The 22,133-nt window shown below is 62.9% G+C and carries 15 protein-coding genes; 2 read left to right on the top strand and 13 right to left on the bottom strand.

What is annotated here, in order from left to right:
• Positions 1–76: 76 nt before the first annotated feature.
• From GQB00_RS13895 to GQB00_RS13945, 11 genes are all read right to left on the bottom strand, one after another.
• Positions 77–2,638 carry a TRAP transporter permease gene (locus GQB00_RS13895; RefSeq protein WP_228276813.1) on the bottom strand — a complete coding sequence of 854 codons (2,562 nt, stop codon included), beginning with the start codon at positions 2,636–2,638 and terminating at the stop codon, positions 77–79.
• Positions 2,639–2,801: 163 nt separating this feature from the next.
• The gene (locus tag GQB00_RS13900; protein WP_111497802.1) at positions 2,802–3,785 is read right to left on the bottom strand and encodes a TAXI family TRAP transporter solute-binding subunit; all 984 of its coding nucleotides are present in this window, start codon (positions 3,783–3,785) and stop codon (positions 2,802–2,804) included.
• A 187-nt stretch (positions 3,786–3,972) separates the two neighbouring features.
• Positions 3,973–6,357 carry an efflux RND transporter permease subunit gene (locus tag GQB00_RS13905; RefSeq protein WP_111497803.1) on the bottom strand — a complete coding sequence of 795 codons (2,385 nt, stop codon included), beginning with the start codon at positions 6,355–6,357 and terminating at the stop codon, positions 3,973–3,975.
• 44 nt (positions 6,358–6,401) lie between these two features.
• Positions 6,402–7,544: a WD40/YVTN/BNR-like repeat-containing protein gene (locus GQB00_RS13910; protein ID WP_165856782.1), complete on the bottom strand. Its 1,143-nt coding sequence runs from the start codon at positions 7,542–7,544 to the stop codon at positions 6,402–6,404.
• A 139-nt stretch (positions 7,545–7,683) separates the two neighbouring features.
• Positions 7,684–9,078, bottom strand: a complete 1,395-nt coding sequence (locus GQB00_RS13915; RefSeq protein ID WP_165856783.1) for a DUF1329 domain-containing protein — start codon at positions 9,076–9,078, stop codon at positions 7,684–7,686.
• Positions 9,079–9,375: 297 nt separating this feature from the next.
• A complete protein-coding gene (gene pepN, locus GQB00_RS13920) occupies positions 9,376–12,012 on the bottom strand; it encodes an aminopeptidase N (protein ID WP_165856784.1) in 2,637 nt (878 codons plus the stop codon).
• 79 nt (positions 12,013–12,091) lie between these two features.
• Positions 12,092–12,964, bottom strand: coding sequence for a DUF2797 domain-containing protein (locus tag GQB00_RS13925; protein ID WP_165856785.1), 873 nt, complete (start codon positions 12,962–12,964; stop codon positions 12,092–12,094).
• A gap of 10 nt (positions 12,965–12,974) precedes the next feature.
• Positions 12,975–13,235 carry a YeaC family protein gene (locus GQB00_RS13930; RefSeq protein ID WP_111497808.1) on the bottom strand — a complete coding sequence of 87 codons (261 nt, stop codon included), beginning with the start codon at positions 13,233–13,235 and terminating at the stop codon, positions 12,975–12,977.
• A gap of 364 nt (positions 13,236–13,599) precedes the next feature.
• Entirely contained in the window at positions 13,600–14,460 is an 861-nt protein-coding gene (locus GQB00_RS13935; RefSeq protein ID WP_111497809.1) for a rhomboid family intramembrane serine protease, read from the bottom strand.
• 4 nt (positions 14,461–14,464) lie between these two features.
• Complete coding sequence (locus tag GQB00_RS13940; protein WP_165856786.1) at positions 14,465–15,475, bottom strand: metallophosphoesterase; 1,011 nt, start codon at positions 15,473–15,475, stop codon at positions 14,465–14,467.
• A 2-nt stretch (positions 15,476–15,477) separates the two neighbouring features.
• Positions 15,478–16,362 carry an NAD(+) kinase gene (locus tag GQB00_RS13945; RefSeq protein ID WP_111497811.1) on the bottom strand — a complete coding sequence of 295 codons (885 nt, stop codon included), beginning with the start codon at positions 16,360–16,362 and terminating at the stop codon, positions 15,478–15,480.
• A 202-nt stretch (positions 16,363–16,564) separates the two neighbouring features.
• Here GQB00_RS13945 and GQB00_RS13950 point away from each other — a divergent pair, with 202 nt between their 5' ends.
• Entirely contained in the window at positions 16,565–17,425 is an 861-nt protein-coding gene (locus tag GQB00_RS13950; RefSeq protein WP_266096060.1) for a DUF1853 family protein, read from the top strand.
• On the opposite strand, the gene GQB00_RS13955 is transcribed toward GQB00_RS13950, so the two are convergent.
• Both GQB00_RS13955 and GQB00_RS13960 read right to left on the bottom strand, forming a co-directional pair.
• Positions 17,413–18,663 (bottom strand): DNA repair protein, encoded by a 1,251-nt coding sequence (locus GQB00_RS13955; protein ID WP_165856787.1) that lies wholly within the window; start codon positions 18,661–18,663, stop codon positions 17,413–17,415. The two genes, GQB00_RS13950 and GQB00_RS13955, sit on opposite strands and share 13 nt — an antisense overlap.
• A gap of 219 nt (positions 18,664–18,882) precedes the next feature.
• Positions 18,883–20,955 (bottom strand): NADPH-dependent 2,4-dienoyl-CoA reductase, encoded by a 2,073-nt coding sequence (locus tag GQB00_RS13960; protein ID WP_165856788.1) that lies wholly within the window; start codon positions 20,953–20,955, stop codon positions 18,883–18,885.
• 138 nt (positions 20,956–21,093) lie between these two features.
• Between GQB00_RS13960 and GQB00_RS13965 the strand changes: the two genes are divergently transcribed.
• The gene (locus tag GQB00_RS13965; protein ID WP_165856789.1) at positions 21,094–22,122 is read left to right on the top strand and encodes an AraC family transcriptional regulator; all 1,029 of its coding nucleotides are present in this window, start codon (positions 21,094–21,096) and stop codon (positions 22,120–22,122) included.
• Positions 22,123–22,133: the final 11 nt, after the last annotated feature.

Below are 22,133 nucleotides of genomic sequence, written 5' to 3' on the forward strand. Positions count from 1 at the left end.
TTAACCAGACCGGACTCGAGCCATCAATAAAAAAGCCCCGCATTCGCGGGGCTTTTTTATTGGCCGGTCGGGCGCGTCAGACCTCAACGCCTTCGCGGTTACGTCGCCGGATCTGGACCCAGGCGATGAAGGCCAGCACCAGAAGCGCCGGAATGAACATCAGCTCCTTCGGCGGACGCTCAAGGTGCGCCTGCACCGCATCGATGGTCCAGTCGAAGGACAGCCCTGCGTTCTCCGCCGCACTGCCGAAGGTGACGAAATCCACCACCATCCTGTCGCCATCGGGACGCAGCTCCAGGCCCGCTTCCATCAGGCGCTCCTCGGGGGTATCGCCCTCCGGCAAGTTCAGGTTGATGAACGTCGACTTTTCGGTGCCGTCGATGGTCATGCCCGACGCCTTGATCACCATGTTCTCACCCGGCGGAATCTCATCGACGTGGTCCATGATTTCCACACCCGGGCGCAGTTCGGTGGGCGGATAGACCATATCCCACCAGAACCCGGGCCGGAACAGGGTAAAGGTAATCAGCAGCAGCGCCAGGGTTTCCCAGATCCGGCTCTTGGTGAACCAGAAGCCCTGGGTGGCCGCCGAGAACACCAGCATCGCCGTTACCGCACTGGCAATGGTCACCAGCAGGCCAAACCAGCCGGTCAGCCCGATCAGCAGCAGCTGGGTATTGAAGATGAACATGAACGGCAGGATGGCCGTGCGGATATCGTAGGTGAAACCCTGGATACCGGTCTTGATCGGGTCGGCGCCGGATATGGCCGCCGCCGCGTAGGCCGCCAGCCCCACCGGCGGCGTGTCGTCCGCCAGGATGCCGAAATAGAACACGAACAGGTGCACCGCAATCAGCGGTACGATCAGCCCGTTCTGGGCCCCCAGAGTCACGATCACCGGCGCCATCAGCGTGGACACCACGATGTAGTTGGCGGTGGTGGGCAGGCCCATGCCCAGGATCAGGCTGATCAGCGCGGTGAAGATCAGCATCAGCAGCAGGTTGCCGCCTGAGATGAACTCCACGAACTCGGTCATCACCAGGCCGATCCCGGTCAGGGTCACCGTACCGACCACGATGCCCGCGGTCGCCGTGGCCACGCCGATGCCCACCATGTTGCGGCCGCCGGTCGCCAGGGAGTGCAGCAGGTCGCCGAAGCCCTCCTTGACTGATTCCACCAGACTACCCGCCTGATGGCGGAAGAAGTGCAACAGCGGGCGCTGGGTGATCACGATAAAGATCATGAACAGCGTCGCCCAGAACGCGGACAACTGCGGTGACAGACGCTCAACGGTCAGACACCAGACCAGCACCACCACCGGCAGCAGGAAGTAGAGACCGGTTTTTACGGTCGGCCCCACCGGCGGCAAGGTGTCCATGGCCGAGTTGCCGTCATCTTCTTCCAGCGACGGGAAGCGCGCCGAATAGGCCACCAGCAGGACATAGATCACCGCCAGCAGGACCGACAGCACCCAGCCGGCGTAGTCGCCCACATAGCCCTTGATCCAGCCCACACCGTAGTAGACCGCAAACGTCAGCACGCACAGGCCGATCAGCAGGACCACCCAGTTCAACATGCGCTGGGCCAGGGTCGGGCGATCGACGCGCTCAATGCCTTTCATCTTCAGCTTGCAGGCTTCCAGGTGCACGATGTAGATCAGGGCCACGTAGGAAATCAGCGCCGGCAGGATCGCGTGCTTGATCACTTCCAGATAGGAGATGCCCACATACTCCACCATCAGGAAGGCTGCGGCGCCCATGATCGGCGGCGTCAGCTGACCGTTGGTGGAGGCTGCCACTTCAACGGCACCGGACTTGCTGGCCGGGAAACCGACACGCTTCATCAGCGGAATGGTGAAGGTACCGGTGGTCACCACGTTGGCAATGGACGAGCCGGAAATCACCCCGCTCAGGCCACTGGAAACCACCGCTGCCTTCGCCGGACCGCCACGCATGTGGCCCAGCAGCGCATACGACACCTTGATGAAATAGTTACCCGCGCCAGCACGCTCGAGAAGCGCACCAAACAGCACGAACAGGAACACGAAACTCGTCGAAACACCCAGCGCGACACCGAAGACACCCTCGGTACCCAGCCACTGATGCGAAGCCAGCTTTTCGAGGCTCGCGCCCTTGTGAGAGATCACGTCCGGCATGTAGGGGCCGGCCAGGGAATAGACGATGAACACCGCGGCAACGATGGTCAGCGGCAGGCCCAGCGCGCGACGCGTGGCTTCCAGAAGCAGAACCAGGCCACCCAGGGCGACGATCATGTCCTGCAGATTGGGCGCACCGGGGCGCGACGCCAGCTGATCGTAGAACAGATAGATATAGGCGGCCGCAAACGCAGCCAGCGCGGCCAGGACCCAGTCATATACCGGGACATAATTGAGCGTCCGCCCCTTGATCATGGGGAAGGCCGCAAACGCGAGGAAAATGGCGAACGCCAGGTGTATAGAGCGGGCTTCGGTGGAGTTGAAAATGCCCGTTTCAAGGATAAAGGGCAGCGGCGAGGCGATCCATAACTGGAACAGCGCCCAGGCCACCGGCACCAGGAACAGAATGGCGCCTGACACGCCAGTGGCGGCGCGACCGCCGGTTTCAGTCTGCATAACCGCTTCGGTATCAGACAGCTGCATCGGGCTGTCCGTCGAGGACTTCTTCTCTTGATTCGCCATTAAAAACGACCTTTCAGGAGGGATGTACCAAAACGGCTGCCCCCTCAGTTGCTGACAAAAGGGGCAGCCGCAATCCAACCAGTAGGAATAATCGGGGGCAGGAACACGCCCTGCCCGACCGGTGTTACTCCATCAGGCCCGCTTCTTTGTAGTACTTGACCGCGCCCGGATGCAGAGGCGCACTCAGGGCGTCAGACACCATTTCTTCCTTCTTCAGGTTTTCGAAGGCCGGATGCAGGCGTTTGAAGCTGTCAAAGTTCTCGAAGACGGCCTTAACCACTTCGTAGACCACATCTTCCGGAACGTCCGCGGAGGTAACGAAAGTCGCCGCCACACCGAAGGTGGTGGTGTCTTCCGGGTTACCGCGGTACATGCCGCCCGGGATGTCGGCTACGCGGTAGTACGGGTTTTCTTCAACCAGCTTGGCGGTGGCGTCGTTGTCTACGTTGACCAGCACGCTGTCACAGGAAGTAGTGGCTTCCTTGATGGCGCCGGACGGGTGACCCACGGTGTAGAAGAAGGCATCGATCTTGTTGTCGCACAGCGCCTGGGACTGCTCGGCCGCTTTCAGCTCGGCGGCCAGGGAATAGGCGTCCATGTCCCAGCCCATCTCTTCCATCAGAACTTCCGCGGTGGCGCGCTGGCCGGAACCGGGGTTGCCTACGCTCACGCGCTTGCCCTTAAGGTCCGCGAAGTTCTCGATGCCGGCGTCCTTGCGAGCCACGACGGTGAACGGCTCAGGGTGCAGGGAGAAGACAGCGCGCAGCTTCTTGTTGGGGCCGTCTTTCTCGAATTCGCTGGTGCCGTTATAGGCGTGATACTGCCAATCGGATTGGGCGACGGCCAGGTCCAGCTCGCCCTGGCGAATGGCGTTGAGGTTGTAGATGGACCCGCCAGTACTCTCCACCGAACAACGGATGCCGTGTTCCTTGCGATCCTTGTTCACCAGTCGGCAGATCGCACCGCCGGCCGGGTAGTACACGCCGGTCACGCCACCGGTGCCGATGGTTACAAACTGCTGCTCTGCGGCGGAAACCTGTGCAGAGGCGGCGCCCAGCCCGACTGCGGTTGCCAGCGCAAAAGTGGATAGCTTGTGTCGAAGTGCCATTGTCATCGTTCCCTTCTTTTTTATGTCACTCGTTCCGGGACTGCGAACATTGCATGTCCCGCGTTTACTTACTCATTTTAGAACATAGACCAAGGTGCCTATGAAATAAAGCGAAGCATTCTAGCTAAATACATGACCCAAAAACAAAAAAAGCCCGCAAAGCGGGCTTTTGATCGGACACACCAGCCTACCTGGCGGCTTCTGCCCTGGCCCGCATCTTCTCCGGACGCAACAGGAAGCGCGCCAGCGCCGGCAGCAGCCAGATGGCGCCCACCATATTCCACAGGAACATGAAGAACAGCAGCAGGCCCATATCCGCCTGGAACTTGATGGGCGAGAAGATCCAGGTGACCACACCCAGGCCCAGGGTTACACCGGTGAAGATCACCGCCTTGCCGGTGGAGCGCAGGGTTTCGTAATAGGCCTCCTGCAGCGACTTGCCTTCAAGGATGAACTTCTCAAGCTTGGTGTAGATATAGATGCCGTAGTCCACACCAATCCCCACACCCAGCGCGATGACCGGCAGCGTGGCCACCTTGATACCGATGCCCGAGGCCGCCATGATCGCCTCGCACAGCACCGACGTCAGGCCCAGCGGCACAACGATACAGAGCACCGCGCGGATCGAGCGGAAGGTCAGGAAGCACAGCACGCTGACCACGCCGTAGACGAACAGCAGCATCAGATTCTTGGCCTTGGAGATCACCTCGTTGGTGGCCGCCTCGACACCGGCGTTCCCGGCGGCCAGCTTGAAGTTGTGCACCTCGTTGCTGTGTTCGGCGGCGAAGTCCTCCACCACGCTGACGGCCGTGCGCAGGGTCTCGGCCTTATGATCCTCCAGGAACACCAGCACCGGTGTCAGGCTGCAGTCGGTGTTGATCAGGCCGCTCGGCGCCTCACGAATCGACGCGTTGATGATGGTCTGGTTGCGGGAGATCTCGTACCACTTCCAGTTGCCTTCGTTGAGCGCCTTGGTGACCACCTTGGAGACGTCCGCCAGGGACACCGATGACTGCACGCCCGGCGTGTTCTGCAGCTCCCACTGCAGACGGTCCATGGCACTGAGCACTTCATACTGGGTGCACTGCTCCTTCTGGGTTTCAACCATCACCACCAGGATATCGGCGCTGGTGGAGTAGTTGTCGATGATGTACTTGTTGTCCAGGTTATAGCGGGAATCGGCCCGCAGCTCCGGCGCGCCCTGATCCAGGTCGCCGACTTTCAGGTCCTGCTTGAAGTAGAAACCCACGCCCAGGCCCAGCACCGCGATCAGCAGCGAGATGGGCGCCACGCCGGGATGGGAGAAGTACGACATCAGGCGCCACTTGCGGTCTTCCTTCTCGCCATGACGCTGGACGTGATTGACGCCCCCCTTGGTGATGCCGATGTAGGACATGATCAGCGGGTGCAGGACCAGGTTGGTAACGATGATGATCGCCACACCGATACCGGCCGCCACCGCCAGGTCGCGGATCACGTCCACCTGGATGAACAGCAGCGTCAGGAAGCCGAAGGCGTCGGACACCAACGCCAGCATGCCGGGGATGTACAGCGCCCGGAAAGCCAGGCGCGCCGAGGTCAGCGGATCGAAGCCCTTGGCCGCCTCGATGGCCATGGCGTTGACCACCTGCACCCCGTGACTGATGCCGATGGCGAACACCAGGAATGGCACCAGCACCGAGTAAGGATCCAGGCCGTAACCTAGCAGGCGCAACAGGCCCAACTGCCAGAACACCGCCACGATCGAGGCGAACACCGGAACCAGGGTGCCTGCGATGCAGCGCGAGTACCAGAACAGCAACAGCGTGGTCAGGGCAATGGTGATGCCGGCAAACCAGGCAATCGCACCGATACCCTCGATCAGGTCACCGACTTTCTTAGCGAAGCCGACAATGTGGATCTCGATGTTGGGGTTCTGCTCTTCGTATTTCTGCCGGATCTTCTCTTCCAGCTGACGGGAAAACGCCGCATAGTCCAGCGCCTCGCCGGTGTCCGGGTTGGTCTCGTAAAGCGGCGCGTACACGATGGTGGACTTGAAGTTATCGGAAATCAGGCGCCCTACTTCGTTGGAGCGCAGGATGTTCTGACGCAGCTGTTCCAGACTGGCGCGGGTGCCGTCGTAGTTGTCCGGGATCACCGTGCCACCCTGGAAGCCCTGCTCGGTCACCTCGACCCAGCGCACATTGGGCGTCCATACGGACTTGAGACCGGAACGGTCCACGCCCGGCAGGAAGAACACCTCGTCGGTGATCTGCTTGAGCGTGTCCATGTAGGATTCGGTAAAGATGTCGCCATCCTTCACCTCTACCGCAATCCGCACGAAGTTGCCCAGGTTTTCCAGGTCATCCCGGTGTTCGAGCATGTTGACGATGTAGGGATGCTCCAGGGGAATCATCCGCTCGAAGCTGGCGTCCGGCTCGATCTTGACGGCGTTGTAGCCCAGGAAGAGCGTCAGGAACAGGAAGGCAATCAGGATGATCGCCCGGTTATTGAAAATCAGCCGCTCCAGGAACGGTTCGGCGTTCGGCGAGGTGAAGTAGTGATCGCCTCGGTCGTGTTTGGGGTTGGACATTCAATGACCCTCTTGGAAATCTTGTCTTTCTTGTCGCGGCGGAATCAGCGGTTCAGGCCATTGATGTCGGTGTGCAGAACGCCACCTTCACCAAACAGCACCAGCGCATCGTCAGAAACGGGCAGGATGGACAGCAGTCCCTGACGGTCGGACCGGAACTGGGTCCGGAAGCTTTCCGCATTGTTGGCGCTGACCAGCACCGTGCCGCCGTTTCCGACCAGGGTGATCCGGCCGTCGTCGGCGACCGCGCCGCTATTGAGGGTGTTCGGGGAATCGTTGGGGACCGTGGTCCAGCTCCGACCCAGATCGGTGGAGAGAAACACGTTGCCGCGCAGCCCGAAAGCCAGGATTTCGTTGACGTCGCCGGTGCCCATGACGCCGAAGAAGGAGCCGGTGTAGGGACTCTCGATGCTTTCCCAGGTTTCGCCGCGATCCGTCGACAGGAAAAGCGTGCCCGCCTCACCGGCGATCACCAGCGCACCGCCAGTCACCTCGGCAATCCCGTTGAGGTGGAAGCGATCCGGATTGGGCACGTTGGCCGCCCAGTCCTGCCAGGTCTCACCGCCGTCATCCGTGCGGAAAATAAAACCGTAGGAACCCACCGCAAAGCCGGTGTTCTCATCGGCGAACCAGACATCCAGAAGCGGCTTCCAGGGGCCCACCTCCTTGTCCGCCTGGGCGTCCTCGAGGGCGAAAATCATCCCGTCGAGCGCCCACTCCAGATCCCCTTTCTCGTCTTCCGGCGCGTTCTCGACTTTTTCCTCCATGGCGGCGATCTGCTCCTCCATGGTGGCGATCACAAGGCCTGACGCGCTGGTACCGTCCAGCTGCTTCTCCCAGGTTTCGCCCCCGTCACTGGAATGCAGGATCACGGCACCGTGCCCGACCGCCCAGCCTTCGGTGGGCGTGGGGAAGGTCACGCCGGTCAGCGTCGTGGCCACGGGGACCTCGCCCTGCTGCCAGGTCTGGCCGCGGTCGTCGGAATAGATGATGTGCCCCCGTTCGCCCACCGCCACCATGCGGTCGCCGGCGAAGGTGCTGTCGGTCAGCAGGTTGTCGTCGGCCAGATCCGTCGGCCGGGCCGGCGTTTCGAGAACATCACTGACCGCCGATGCCCCGGGGCTGGCAAGCGCCAGCGACAGCCCGAGCAACGCCGCAAACGTCTTGCGCGAGAAAGGTGTAGCCATTCGATGTGCCTTTTATTCTGTGTTGTTTAGTGTCTGTGCTGTCCGGAACGCCCGCCGGCGGCCGGTTTTCCCGATCGTATCCATCTCCGTCCGACGCGACCGGACGCCGCTAGCTACAGCGTAGACCAGCTCGCGCCGGTTAGCGCACGCTGCGACGGCGCAGGGAGGCCGGCGAGAAGTAACGGCGGCTGGGAACGTCGTCGCTGAACACCCGGGTGTTGGGTTCTTCCGTGTCCAGCCCCTGGACGTGGTAGCGCCGCGCCTGGAGATCGTTGAATACCTCCAGCGTCGACCAGACCCCGGGCAATTCATAGAAGTTCTTCACCATCGCCATGGATACCCGCCAGAGCTGATCCCGACCGTCGTACTGGTCCAGCAGCAGCGTGTTCCAGCTGTCTTCATCGACGTAGAAGCGACGCTTAGCGTAGATATGGCGCTCGCCCTCTTTCAGCGTTGCCAGCACCACGTGCACCCGGTGCAGCTCCCAACGCGTCAGCTCGGGATTGATGTGGGACAGCCCCAGGATCTCGTCATACGACAGGCCTTCCTGGGCAATCCGGTAGTTGTTGTAGGGCACGTAAATCTCGCGCATGCCCTCGTAGGTCCAGTTATAGCGGTCCAGGGCACCGTTGAAGATGTCGGTATCGTCGGCGGTGCGCAGGTTGTCGGCAGCGGCGATGGGCGAGTCATACCCCAGGTTGGGCGCCCGGCGCACGCGCCGCTGTCCGGCGTTGTAGCCCCAGCCGTTACGCGGGTTCTTGATCTGGTTCAGCGTCTCGTGGACCAGGATCGCCCCACCGGCCAGGCGCGGCGGTGACTGAGTGAAGGACAGGTAGTAGAAGATCACGTTGTCCAGCGTGGACTCGTCGCCTTCCGGGTTGTAGTAGTTGAAGAAGGCTTCCTGCTGGCTGGTCACCAGGGTGTAATCGCCATTCTGCTGGACCGCCACTTCACTGGCCTTGCGGGTAATGTTGACGCCCCGCCAGCGGGTCAGGTGATTCCAGATGACCTGGTAGGCTTTCTGCTCGCTGTCGCCGCTGAGGATCGGGAACGGATAACCGCCGTAGGCCCCCTGGATACCGGCGCCCTCCCCCACGACCGTGGCACTGATCGCGTTTTCCTTTGTGTTCCGGGCCACCCAGTCCGGCACGGCGTGGGAACGACGGCTCTGGTAGACCGGGATCTGGAACGAGGCGGGATAGGTCTCGATCATGGCGATCACGCCGTCGCTCAGGTGCTCGCGATACTGATCAACGTTCCGGGCGTTGATGGTGAACAACACCGTGTCGTCCGGGAACGGGTCGGGATGGAAGTCACCGCTCTCCTGGTAATCCGCTCCCGCCGGAGGCTGGGAAATACCGCCGGTCCAGGCCGGGATGGTACCGGCCTCGTTGCCCGCTTTCTGCGAGCCGAAGGGTGTCAGATCCTGACCCAGCCGGCTCGCCTCGGCGGAGGAGACCGCAGCCAGTGCCTGGCCGGACATAACGGAGAACGCCAACATACTGCCCAGAAGCCATTTCTTGTTATGGATCATGGTTCGGACCTTCTTGAGTCTGGAAGCCTGAGGCTCTTGTTATTTTTTATCCGCCAACGACGTTAACGCCGCCAGCGCTTCGCACAGCGATCGGTCCGACGGACGCCCGCGCCCGGCCGGACCTGGCCGCAAAGGGGCAGGTTAGACCATCCCACCGGGTTCGCCATCGACCGAAAGTGCGATTTTGCGCAAATTTTTCATTTGCCCCCGTCACGCCGGGGGCGGATACAAAAACGCCCCGCAGCGTGGCGGGGCGTTGGTACGATCCCATGGATCCTTGCTGGACCCTTGCGGGGCTTAGCCCTTGAGGGACTTGTGGACCACCTCGTAAACGTCCTTGGACAGGTCCGGCTTCGCGTGGATCTGCTCCAGGGCCGCGCGCATGCCGTCGCGATAGGCCTGGCTGTAGTTGCGCCAGCGGGTCAGCGGTGACACCAGGCGTGCCGCAATCTGCGGATTGGAGCTGTCCAGCGACAGGATGTGCTGCGCCAGGAAACGGTAGCCGGAGCCATCGGTGGCGTGGAAGTTGGCCAGGTTCTGGCCGGCGAACGCACCGATCACCGAGCGGATCTTGTTCGGGTTCTTCCAGTCAAACGCCTCGTGAGTGAGAAGCGCCTCGACGGCCGGCAGGGTTCCGGCGCGCACGCTGCTGGCCTGGATGGCAAACCACTGCTCCACAACCTGCGGATCCTCGCGGAACCGGTCGTAAAAGCTGGCCAGCGCGGTGTCGCGGTCCTCCTCGAACTCGGAGTTGACCAGGGCCCGCAGGGCACCGGACTGATCGGTCATGTTGCCCGCATTTTCGAACTGCTGGCGGGCCAGCATGCGTCCTTCCTCGTCATTGATGTGCAGCAACCACGCCAGCGCCGTGTTCTTCAGCGAGCGGCGGGCAATCGCCTGGGGCGTCGGCTCGTAGGGGCCATCCTCACGATTGCGCAGGTAGCAGGCCACCAGTTCGTCGCGCAGCTCCAGCGCCAGCTGGTTGAGCACGCGGGTGCGCGCCTTGTGGATCGCCTGCACGTCGGCCTCGTCCGCCAGCTCGATCAGGTAGGCTTCGCTGGGCAGCTGCAGCATCTTGGCCACCAGGGCCTGGTCCAGGTCGGTGTCGGACAGCAATTGACGGAAGGCGGTCACCAGACGCGGGTCCACCGTGCGCTCCTGGGGCTCGTCCACCATCGACTGGATCACGTCCACCGCCAGACGCTGGCCGGCGTCCCAGCGGTTGAAACCGTCGCTGTCGTGGCTCATCAGGAACAGCAGCTGGTCGCGGGTCCAGGGATAGTGAACCTTCACCGGCGCGGAGAAACCACGCAGCAGGGACGGCACCGGCTGGGCCGCCACGTCGTGGAACACGAACGTCTGCTGTTCGTCGGTCAGGTCCAGGACACGCTGGGCCGGCGCGTCGTCCTCGCCCTGCAGCTTCAGCGGCAGATCCTCGCCGTGCTCGCCGACCAGGCCGAGAGCGAACGGGATGTGTTGCGGCTGCTTGGTCTCCTGCCCCGGTGTGGCGGGAATGCGCTGGCGCAGGGTCAGGGTATAGGTCTTCGCGTCCGGATCGTAGGCGTCGCTGACGTCGACGATAGGCGTACCGGCCTGCTGGTACCAGCGGCGGAACTGGGTCAGGTCGCGGCCGCTGGCGTCTTCCATCGCCTTGACGAAATCGTCGGTGGTCACCGCCTGGCCGTCGTGCCGTTCGAAGTAGAGATCACTGCCCTTGCGGAAGTCCTCTTCGCCCAGCAGCGTGTGGATCATGCGCACCACTTCCGCGCCCTTCTCGTACACGGTCAGGGTGTAGAAGTTGGAAATCTCGATGTAGGAATCCGGGCGCACCGGATGGGCCATGGGCCCCGAATCCTCGGCAAACTGGGCCGTACGCAGCAGGGTGGCGTCCTCGATGCGCTTGACCGTGGGCGAGCCCATGTCCGAGGAGAACTGGGAATCCCGGAAGACGGTGAAGCCTTCCTTCAGGCTCAGCTGGAACCAGTCGCGGCAGGTCACACGGTTGCCCGACCAGTTGTGGAAATACTCGTGGGCGACGATGGCTTCGATGCGCTGGAACGCCAGGTCCGTAGCGGTATCCGGCGTCGCCAGCACGCACGACGAGTTGAAGATGTTAAGCCCCTTGTTCTCCATGGCGCCCATGTTGAAATCATCCACGGCGACGATCATGAAGATGTCCAGATCGTACTCCCGGCCGTAGATCTGCTCGTCCCAGCGCATGGAACGTTTGAGGGAGTCCAGCGCATGATCGCACTTGGCGGCGTTGCGCGGCTCGACGTACATGCGCAGGTCGATCTCGCGGCCCGACTGGGTGGTGAAGGTGTCTTTCTTCTCGGCCAGGTCTCCGGCCACCAGCGCGAACAGATAGCAGGGCTTGGGGAACGGGTCTTCCCAGGTGACGAAGTGACGACCGTCTTCCAGGTCGCCCTTCTCCACATCGTTCCCGTTGGACAGCAGCACCGGATAGCGCGCCTTGTCCGCCTCAACGCGGGTGCGGAAACGGGCCATCACGTCCGGGCGATCTGGGAAATAGGTGATCCAGCGGAAGCCTTCCGCCTCGCACTGGGTACAGAACATACCGGAGGATTTGTACAGGCCTTCCAGACGGGTATTGTCCTGGGGCAGGATCCAGGTCACCACGCCCAGCGTGAACTTGTCGGAGACCTTGTCCACGCGCAGGCCGCCGGAGGTGACCTCGAAGTCGTCGTCGGCCAGCGGCAAACCATTGAGCGTCAGCCCTTCCAGTTCCAGCCCCTCGCCATCCAGCTCCAGGGACTGGCCGGACTCGGCGTCGGGGTTGCGTCGAATCTCCATGGAGTTGTAGACCCGGGCGCCCTCCTCGAACAGCTCGAATCGCAGATCGACATGGTCCACCAGGAACGGCGGCACCTTGTAGTCCTTGAGGTAGATGGTCTGTGGCTGACTGGTTCGCATTGCACTCTCTCCAGTTATTGCGTAGCGGCCCTTGTGAGGCCGGGCTTCGTGGCAGGCGTGATGAACCCGCCGCGAGCGATCAGTTTGAAAACAGGTCCGGTGCCTGTTGCGGGCTCGGCTCGAACACCTGAAGGCGAACGTGGTACGCGGTGAACTTGCGCACATTGATCACGCCGGTATCCAGCATCAGGTACTGCCCCTTGACGCCCTCCAGGCGACCGGTCACCTGCGGTGTCTTGTCGAGATTGTGGGTCTTCACCTTACTCGGCCAGACCTCCACCGGATAGGCCAGCTCGAGGCCCGACTCGTCCACAACCCTGATGGCGTCTTCGCCATGCTCGGCCCGCAGTGCGTCCAACCCGTCGGCAATGGTCTCCAGCATGCGCTCGCGCTCGGCCATCAGGTCCACCTCGGGCACATCGCCCTTGAGCATGGCGCGCCAGTTGGTGCGGTCGGCGACGTGCTGCTTGCAAAGCACTTCCACCAGACCGGACAGGCGACGCGTGTCCACTTCCAGCATGGGCACGGCGGCCACGGCCCCCTGGTCGATCCAGCGGGTCGGCACCTGGGTCTTGCGCGTGATCCCGACTTTCAGGCCGGACGAATTGGCCAGGTAGACGATGTGAGGCACCATGCAATGGGTTTCGCCCCACTCCGGCTCGCGGCACGTTCCCTCATGGTAATGGCATTTTTCCGGGCTGACGATGCAACTGTCGCAGGCGGCCAGTTTGCGGAAGCAGGGGTAGCAGAAGCCCTGGCTGAAGCTCTTTTTCGTGAGCCGGTCGCAGTGGATGCAGCGGATCTCACCTTCGAAATCGATCTGCAATTCACGACCGATCAGGTCATTCAGGGGAATCAGGGTATCCCCCACCTTCATCCGGTAATGCACCGGAGCTCCCGGCTCGGCCGGCATCTTGCGCAGCGGCCCCTGGACATCGATAACGGCTGACATCAAACCACCGTTACGAGTTCAGGATGCGGATCGTCGCGGTGCCGTCCGCGGCCATGTCGCGCTTGTCCTTGCGCTCCCGATCGATAAAGCCCACACGCTCACCCTCGGGAACGCCGTGCTCTTTCTCGTAATACAGAACCGCTTCCATGCAGATCGAACGCTGCTCGTCCGAAATGGCACGGCCATCCGGCCACTTGCCCAGCTCAACCGCCCGCCGCAGGCTCTTGTAAACCGTGGGGTCCAGGCGCTTGATCAGCTCGTCGTATGTCATTTCAACACCTTATCAATCATCGGGGGACCATCGCCGGAAACCGGGCGGCGTCCAATCCTGAAAGCTTAACACAGCGGCCAGGGCCGCCGCCGTAACGGCCATTGCAATTAGGCTATGACCCTTATCGCCATCGTCGAAAACAGCGCCTCGAAAAAAATCAGAAAAAAGTTGGGCGAAATCTTTGACAGGCGATAATGATAATGATTATCATTAATCCCGTACCAAGTGAGAACGGTCGTTTCATTTGGTCTCTCTCATCAGGAGCTATATTAGGCTCATTTATGCCCCGCACTGCGGGGCTTTTTTTTGCCTGCTCGATAGCCCTGACCGGACGAGCCTCCAGGTGACGGCGGACCCGACGCGCTCAGTCCCTCTTGCGCGCCGGCGGCGGCAATACGGCCAGCAGAAGCCCGGTCAACAGACCGCCCAGATGCGCCTCGTTCGCCATCTCCCCCAGCCCCAGCATGCGCGTGAATGGCGTGAAGCCAATCACGATCCACACCAGCGACACCACGATCAGCGCCGGCGGGAACTGGAACCGGGGCCGGCGCTGCTGACTCAGCCAGCAGTAACCGAGGATGCCGTAGACCACACCGGACAGACCGCCGAACAGCGGCCCGGTGACCAGGTACTGCAGGGTGTTGGCGGCCAGACTGATCACCAGCACCAGCAGGATCAGCCGGCGGCGGCCGTCGAACCATTCCACCTGGCTGCCCAGGAACCACATCATCACCGCGTTGAAAATCAGGTGCGGCCAGCTGAAATGGAGCAGGTCCGGCGTCAGCCAGCGCCACCATTGCCCCTGGGCCAGCGTGGCGGTAAGGGCGTCGAGCCGGTCGGCAAACGTGTCGAAGAAAAACGCGCGTGGGTCGGCATACATCAGGCCGGTGGCGAGCGGATCGCGCCCGAGACCGGTGAACAGGGTCACCAGGGCCGCAGCGATGATGATGCCCAGCACGACAGGCGCGTGACGCGGTGACGGCTGCCAGCGACCGTTGACGAACACCGGCGAGTGATTGGTTTCGTGGATCGCCTGGCGGACTTCCGGGCGGGTGATGAACTGTTCAAGGGCCTCCAGTACCGGTTCGGCGTGGTCCTGGTTCGCCAGCCACAGCACCTGCTGATCGCCCTCTTCCGTGATGCGGTGCTCCACGCCCTGCTCGCGCAGCCACTGGCTGAACTCGGCCAGGTTGGTGTCGGCCGATAGCTGTTTGATTCGGTACAAAGGGTTACCTCGTCACACTGTCTTCGGATTGCGGATCACTGGGCAGCTCGGGACGCTGCACTTCCACCCAGACAAATTTGTCGGCGGAAAGTTGCCGCTCGTCGTCCATGCGATAGGCGACCAGGCGCCCGTATTTCACCGCGGAATAGTCGATACAGGCGACGTTGGGCTTGAGCGGCGCCGGCCGTCCCTCGCGCCAGTAGTGGCCGACAAACACCGGCGGCTCCGACGGGGAATAGGTCAGGATATTCTTCTTTTCAGCCTCGGACAGCGGACGATTGGCAATGTGCTCGGGCAGCGGGTCAGGCTGGAACACCACGTCGTTGTAGGTCTGCGGATCCTCAGCCCAGAACTTGGTGCGGAAGAAGCGGCGCACGAACCCGTCCCGTCCTTCGATGGACAGGCCATCCGGCAGGCGCAGATCGGTGCCGCGCAGCAGGCGGTCCATCACCCGGCCGGCAAAGGAGTCCAGCGCCGAGGAGGCGTGCAGGAAATCCTCGTCGATGCAGTTGCCGCCCTGGATCTGCTTGAACTGGTCGATCAGGTGGTGGTCCCAGCAGGCGTGCACCACGCGGAAATGCGCCACTTCCAGAAACAGCGGCAGCGTATAGAACCATTCCAGGAACTCGTTCCACTCGTGGGGATGGTGCTCGAACTGCTCCAGGGTTTCCCGGATCAGCCGGTCATGCCGCGCGTTGTGTTCACGCAGGAACTTGCGCTCGCTGCCCGCCCGGGCGCGGGTGCAATAGCCCAGGGCGTTGTACTCGTGGTTGCCCATGGTGATCTGGGCCGAGCCGCGTTCGACCATATCCCGCACCAGATGCAGGGACTCGCGGATGCGCGGGCCGCGATCGATGATGTCGCCAATGAAGATGGCCTGCCGGCGCTTGTGTTCGTAGACGCCGTTCACCTTCCGGTACCCCATCTGTTCCAGCAGGCGCTGGAGTGTCAACGCGCAACCGTGGATATCGCCGATGATGTCATAGCCCCGGCTGCCTGACCGCATTACAGACATAGTTAACTCGCTGCGATGTTGCTGGCCCAGCCGAGTTTTTCCCGGCAGGTCGCATAGAAGTTGTGATCCGTCGGATGAATCAGGCGAATCTTGAAGGGTTTCTTGGTGATACGAATGATGTCGCCGGGCGCGCAGGAAATATCCATCTGCCCGTCGCAACTCATCTGCGGGTAGGTTTCGTTATCCTCGCCGATCACCAGTTTGATCTCACTCTTGCCGTCCACCACGATCGGCCGGCTGCTGAGGGTATGCGGGAACATGGGCACCAGCACCACCGCATCCAGCTTGGGATGCATGATGGGCCCCCCGGCGGACAGCGAATAGGCCGTGGAGCCAGTGGGGGTGGATACGATCAGTCCGTCCGAGCGCTGGCTGTAGACGAAGTGGCCGTCGATGTAGAGATCGAACCCGATCATGCGGGTCGACTTGCCCGGATGCAGCACCACATCGTTCAGTGCGGTGCCATAGCCCACCGGGTTCTCGTTGCGGGTCACGTGGGCGTCGAGCAGGAAGCGGTGCTCTTCGATGTACTCGCCCTGCAGCACCCGGCCCACGCGTTCTTCCAGGTCGTCCGGGGAAATGTCGGTAAGGAAGCCCAGACGACCGCGGTTGACCCCGAGGATGGGGATCTTGGACTTGGCCAGTTCCCGCGCCGCGCCCAGCAGGCTACCGTCACCGCCGACCACGATCACCAGGTCGCAGATTTCCCCCAGGAGCTTCTTGCTGGCCACCTGCAGGCCGTGCCCGGGCAACATGGTGGCGGTGTCGGATTCGAGGATGACCTGATAGTTCTCGTTCACCAGATAGGTTCGCAGGTGTCGCAGCGTCTCCACCACTTTCACGCTGTTCATCCGGCCAATCACGCCGATGTTTCTGAAATGCTCCATTCGATATCCTGTGCCAGCCCAGTGATGCGATGCGGTCACTCGGGGTATATAGTGAGCGGACGATCCGTCGGCGGCGCCCGGCCACGCGACCACGCCAATACTATCGAAACTCGCGACAATTCTGAAAATTTATAGGAGTACGCCGATTCCCGACCGCCCTCATGACACGTCCCGATTCTGGCAAACGCCGGCGGTCCGGCACCTGGCGTGGCTGTGTCGCGCCCCCACCCTCACCGATAACCGCCTGCGCTTTGCGCTTGAGAACGACCTGCCAGCGGACCTGGACCGGCGCCTGGCGATCCTGGACCACTCACCCGGCCGCTTGCTGGCCGCTCTCGACGGTGGCACCAACCGCCGCCTGGGTTTCTATTTCGAGCGGCTCTACCGCTTCCTGCTCAGCGACATCCTGGAGTGGCCGGTGCTGCTCAGTAATCACCCGGTTCGCGAGAACGGCCGCACCCTGGGCGAGCTGGACTTTGTCGTGCACAACCGGCGGGAAGACACCATCGAGCATCACGAGATCGCCGTAAAGTTCTATCTCGGCTATCCCCGCGACCACAACTCCACCCTCTGGCTGGGCCCCAACGCCCACGACCGCCTCGACCGCAAGCTGTCGCGACTGCTCGACCACCAGTGCCGCATGAGCCGCCATCCCATGGCCCTGGCCCACCTCTCGGAGCTCGGCATCCAGCATCCGCCGCGCCCACGACTGTTCATGCCAGGTTACCTGTTCTATCCATCGGAGCGCCTTTTGGAAGGTCCGGCCACGACGCCGCCGACGCACGAGCGTGGCCGCTGGTGCCGGGCGGAATCGCTGGACCCGGCCGAATGCAGCCACTGGCAGCGACTGAACAAACCTCATTGGCTGGGCCGCTTCCAGTCACGGGAAGCACCGGACCGGGAAGACCTGCTGGAAGCACTGGACGGGATTCGGGCAGGAGGACCACCCCGGCTGTTTGCAGAGATGGCACCGCGCCGGGACGGACAAGGCTGGGAAGAGCGGCATCGCGTGTTCGTGGTGCCACCGCAATGGCCGGGAGACGGGTTCGATCAGCCTTCCTGATGCGCCGGGCAGCGGTCGTCAACGCCGGGACGGAAGTCCGCCGGCTGACCGACCCGGATCAGCGGCTCGCCGCAGACATGACCGTCCACGTCCGCCTGACAGCTGGGGCTGTCATGATGCGCCAGCCACTGCCGATAGGCCGGTTCATTGAGGCCACACTTCTCGGCGACGTAGGCCGTGGGGTTCTCGAAATAGCGGGCAATGTCTTCGTAGGGGAGCGTGGTGTGCCCCAAGCCGGCGTGATAGGCCACCAGGAATACCGTCTGCTGCTTGAGCTCCGCCATCAGAGACTGCTCCGCCGGCTCCTGCCGTGACAGATCCTCGCATTCCTGTTCCAGGGCAATGATGCGCTCATTGCGCAGGGCCAGCTCCCGCTGCTTGCGGTCGAGCTGCTCCCGCAACAACACCACTTCGGCATCGCTGGCTTCGCTGCCGGCGCTTTCCTGCTCGCCCGCCTCGCTCAGCTCCTGCTGCAGGTTCAGGTATTGCTCGTTGCGCTCGGTCAGGCGCGCCTTGAGCTGCTCGTTGGCCAGACGCTGGCGCTCCAGCTTCTCTTCGAACGTCCGCAGCTCGTTGCGCAGGCCCTGGACTTCGTGGCGATGCTCGCGCTGCATGTCCGACATGGCATCCCGGTGCACGCTCTGCAGGGTCTTGATGCGCAGCCGCTGCTCGCGGATGGTGCGGGCCAGCCGGACACGCTGCTGGGCCGCTTTCCGCTCTTCGGCCGATTTACCCCCACGCTGCGCCGGCGTCAGGACCGGGATGTCTTCATCCGCAACCGCCGGCGCCCGCTTCTGAAACTTCAGGCGATTTTCCTGCACCGCCCGGCGAATGGCCTGGAAGTGGTTACTGCCCGGCGTCATATCCGGGTCCCAGAGCTCATCGGCATAGCGTGGCTCAGGACATCGGCTGCGGCACACCAGGTGAATCGGGCCGGCTCCCAGATCGGGCCCGTGCGGCCCCTGCACGGCAAAGCGCTCCACCGGAATGTTCCAGTGGCTGTCGGCCCGGCCTTCCTCGTCGAAATAGATACGGAAGAACACCAGCCCCAGAATGCCCAGGTCCGGTGCCAGATTGATGTAGACCGCGCGCACGTCCGTGTCGGCCAGGTCGGAAAGGCCCACATAACCGTCCAGGAAGGCACCGAACTCGGATCCGCGCATCTGACGTGACACCGCCGGCCCATCCATCAGGAATACCGCCGAGTAGCCCTCGTCCGCCGCAGCGGGTTTTGCCATGCCTAGCCTCCGGTTATGCCGTAATACGTCAGAAACCAACGAAATGGGTCCTTAATTCAACGCCTATTGTAGACGTCCGGATTCAGACGGTAAGTACAAAACTGCAAAGATTTGAAACGGGAAGGACAGCAAAGGCCGGCAGCGGCAGCCGGGACGGCGCGAAAGGTAACCACGACCACCGTCGGAAGCGGTGGTCGTGGCGCTGGCAGGCAGGGGCGATCAGATCTCGGCGGCCAGGCGGCTGCCCTGGTCGATGGCGCGCTTGGCGTCCAGTTCCGCGGCCACGTCGGCCCCGCCGATCAGGTGGACACGCTGGCCGGCGTCCAGCAACGACTGCTGCAGTTCGCGCAGCGGCTCCTGGCCGGCGCAGACAACGATGTTGTCCACTTCCAGGATGTGGTCCTGGCCCTGCTCCTCGCCTTTCTGGGTGACGGTGATGTGCAGGCCCTGGTCGTCGATCCTGCGGTACGCCACACCGGGGATCATCTGCACATTGCGCATCTTCAGGGACGAACGATGAATCCAGCCGGTGGTCTTGCCCAGGTTCTTGCCCACTTTGGACGCCTTGCGCTGCAGCAGGAACACTTGCCGCGCCGGTTCCGGCACATCGGCCTCGACGCCCTGGATACCGCCGCGGTGATTCACGCTCAGATCCACGCCCCATTCTTTCATGAAGTGCTCGGTGTTCAGTGAGGCGGATTCGCCCCGGTGCACCAGGAACTCGGACACGTCGAAGCCAATGCCGCCGGCGCCGATAACGGCCACCCGACGTCCCACCTCGCGGCGCTGCAGCAGCGCGTCGAGATAGCCCATCACCATCGGGTGATCGATGCCGTCGATGGCCGGCAGGCGCGGCTCGATGCCGGTGGCGAGCACGATGTCGTCGAACCCGTCCCGGGCCAGGTCGTCGGCGGTGACGCGGGTATTGAGCTTCACCTCAACGCCGTGCTTGTCCAGCATCACCCGGAAGTAGCGCAGGGTTTCGTAGAACTCTTCCTTGCCGGGAATGCGCTTGGCCACGTTGAACTGGCCGCCCACCTCGCTGCCGGCATCGAACAGGGTAACGTGATGGCCGCGTTCGGCCGCCACGGTGGCAAAGGCCAGACCCGCTGGGCCGGCACCGATCACCGCGATCTGCTTCGGCGCGGCGGTCTTCACGTAGGTCAGCTCGGTCTCGTGGCAGGCGCGTGGGTTGACCAGGCAGGACGTCAGTTTGCCGCCGAAGGTGTGATCCAGACAGGCCTGGTTACAGCCGATGCAGGTGTTGATCTCGTCGGCCCGACCTTCCTCGGCCTTGCGCACCAGGTCGGCATCCGCCAGGAACGGGCGCGCCATGGACACCATGTCGGCGTCGCCATCCGCCAGCACCTGCTCGGCCACATCCGGCATGTTGATGCGGTTGGTGGTCACCAGGGGAATGCTCACCTCGCCTTTCAGGCGCGCAGTGACCTTGGTGAAGGCGCCGCGCGGCACGGACGTGGCGATGGTGGGCACACGGGCCTCGTGCCAGCCGATGCCGGTATTGATGATGGTGGCCCCGGCCTTCTCGATTTCCCTGGCCAGATGCACCACTTCCTCCCAGGTACTGCCGTCCTCGATCAGATCGATCATCGACAGACGGTAGACGATGATGAAATCATCCCCCACCCGCTCGCGCACGCGGCGCACCACTTCGATAGGCAGCCGGATACGGTTTTCGTAGGCGCCACCCCAGCCATCGGTACGGTGATTGGTGTGGGCCACGATGAACTGGTTGATGAAGTAGCCTTCCGAGCCCATGATCTCGACGCCGTCGTAGCCGGCCTTGCGGGCCAGCTCGGCGCAGCGGGCGTAGTCCTCGATCTGCTTCTCGATGCCCGCCTCGTCCAGCGCTTTGGGCGACATGGGGTTGATCGGCGCCTGGATCGCCGACGGCGCCACCAGGTCGGGATGATAGGCGTAGCGGCCGGCGTGGAGGATCTGCATGCAGATCTTGCCCCCCGCTTCGTGGACCGCCCGCGTCACCACCTGGTGCTGGACCGCCTCTTCCTCGGTGTCCATCTTGGCGGCGTGCTGACGCACCGCACCTTCCGGATTGGGCGCGATGCCGCCGGTGACGATCAGGCCCACACCGCCGCGGGCCCGTTCGGCAAAGAAAGCCGCCATGCGCTCGAAGCCGTTGGGCATTTCTTCCAGGCCGGTGTGCATGGAGCCCATGAGGGTCCGGTTGCGCAGCGTGGTGAAACCGAGGTCCAGCGGTTCCAGGAGTCGGGGGTAAAGTGAATGGCCCGCAGCGGTGGTCTGGGCGGTCATGACGGTCTCCTCATCGGTTATTCGAGTCGGCTCTGTGGCCGTTGGCGCTTAAATTACTGGCCGCCGTTGCACCGGACAATATCCTCAAATAACATTTGATTATCTTCAGACAACATTTCAAAAATAACGGAAGCCGCCATGCCCGCTCGCCGCCGCCACGCCCTGGGTGATATCAGCGTGCTCTACCTTCACGTAATGGCGCGCGCCGTCGCCGACCTGGGACACGACATCGCTCCGGACTTCGAGCAGTTCGGCATCGGCGAGACGCTCCTGCAGACCCCCGAAGCCCGAATCAGCATCCCCCGCTTCATGCGGCTGGGCCACGCGGCCATCCGGCGCACCGGTCACCCCAACCTGGGGCTGTCCATGGGCGCACTGAACCGCCCGGTGGATGCCGGGCTGTCGGGCCTGGCCGGCATGAGCGCGGCAACCGCCGGCGAAGGCCTGGCGACGATCATCGCCTACTCCCTACTGAACAGCCGCAACAGCCGCGGGCACCCCCATTACGATGCAGTGCGGCACCGGGCGTGTTTCTATTCCATCCGCCCCTACAACCGCTACAACTTTTTCGTGGTGGATTCGGTGATGGCCGGCTGGACCCAGTTCCTGCGGCGCATGACGGCTCAGGACGCGGTATTGGAGCATGTCTGCATTGAATACCCGGACCAGGGCGAGCGGGCCGCATTCGAGGCATGGTTTCAATGCCCGGTCACTTTCGGGGCGAGGGAGAACCACCTGCAGATCCGCCCGGAGATCGCCGCCACGCCGTCGCTGGAGGCGCATCCGGCCATGCACCGGGCGCTGCGCCAACAATGCGAGGCGCAACTCAAACGGATTCGCGGTGGCTGGACGGTGATGGATCAGGTGCGGGAAAAACTGACACCCATGCTGGACGGGCAATCGCCCTCCCTGGAGGAGGTGGCGGCGGAACTGGGCATGGCGCCCTGGACCCTACAGCGCCAGCTGAACGCGGAACAGACGCGGTTTAAGGACCTGCTGGATGAAACCCGCCGGGACCTGGCGGCGGACTACGTGCTGGAAACGCGGCTTAACGTTGCCGAAATTGCCTGGCTGCTCGGATTCTCCGGCCCGCCGGCCTTCCACAAGGCTTACCGGCGCTGGTTCGGGATGAGTCCGGGTCAACACCGTCGGCCGGCACAGCCCTGACCTGTCGGCGT

The sequence above is a fragment of the Marinobacter sp. JSM 1782161 genome (genome assembly GCF_011421605.1).
Taxonomy (GTDB): domain Bacteria; phylum Pseudomonadota; class Gammaproteobacteria; order Pseudomonadales; family Oleiphilaceae; genus Marinobacter_A; species Marinobacter_A bohaiensis.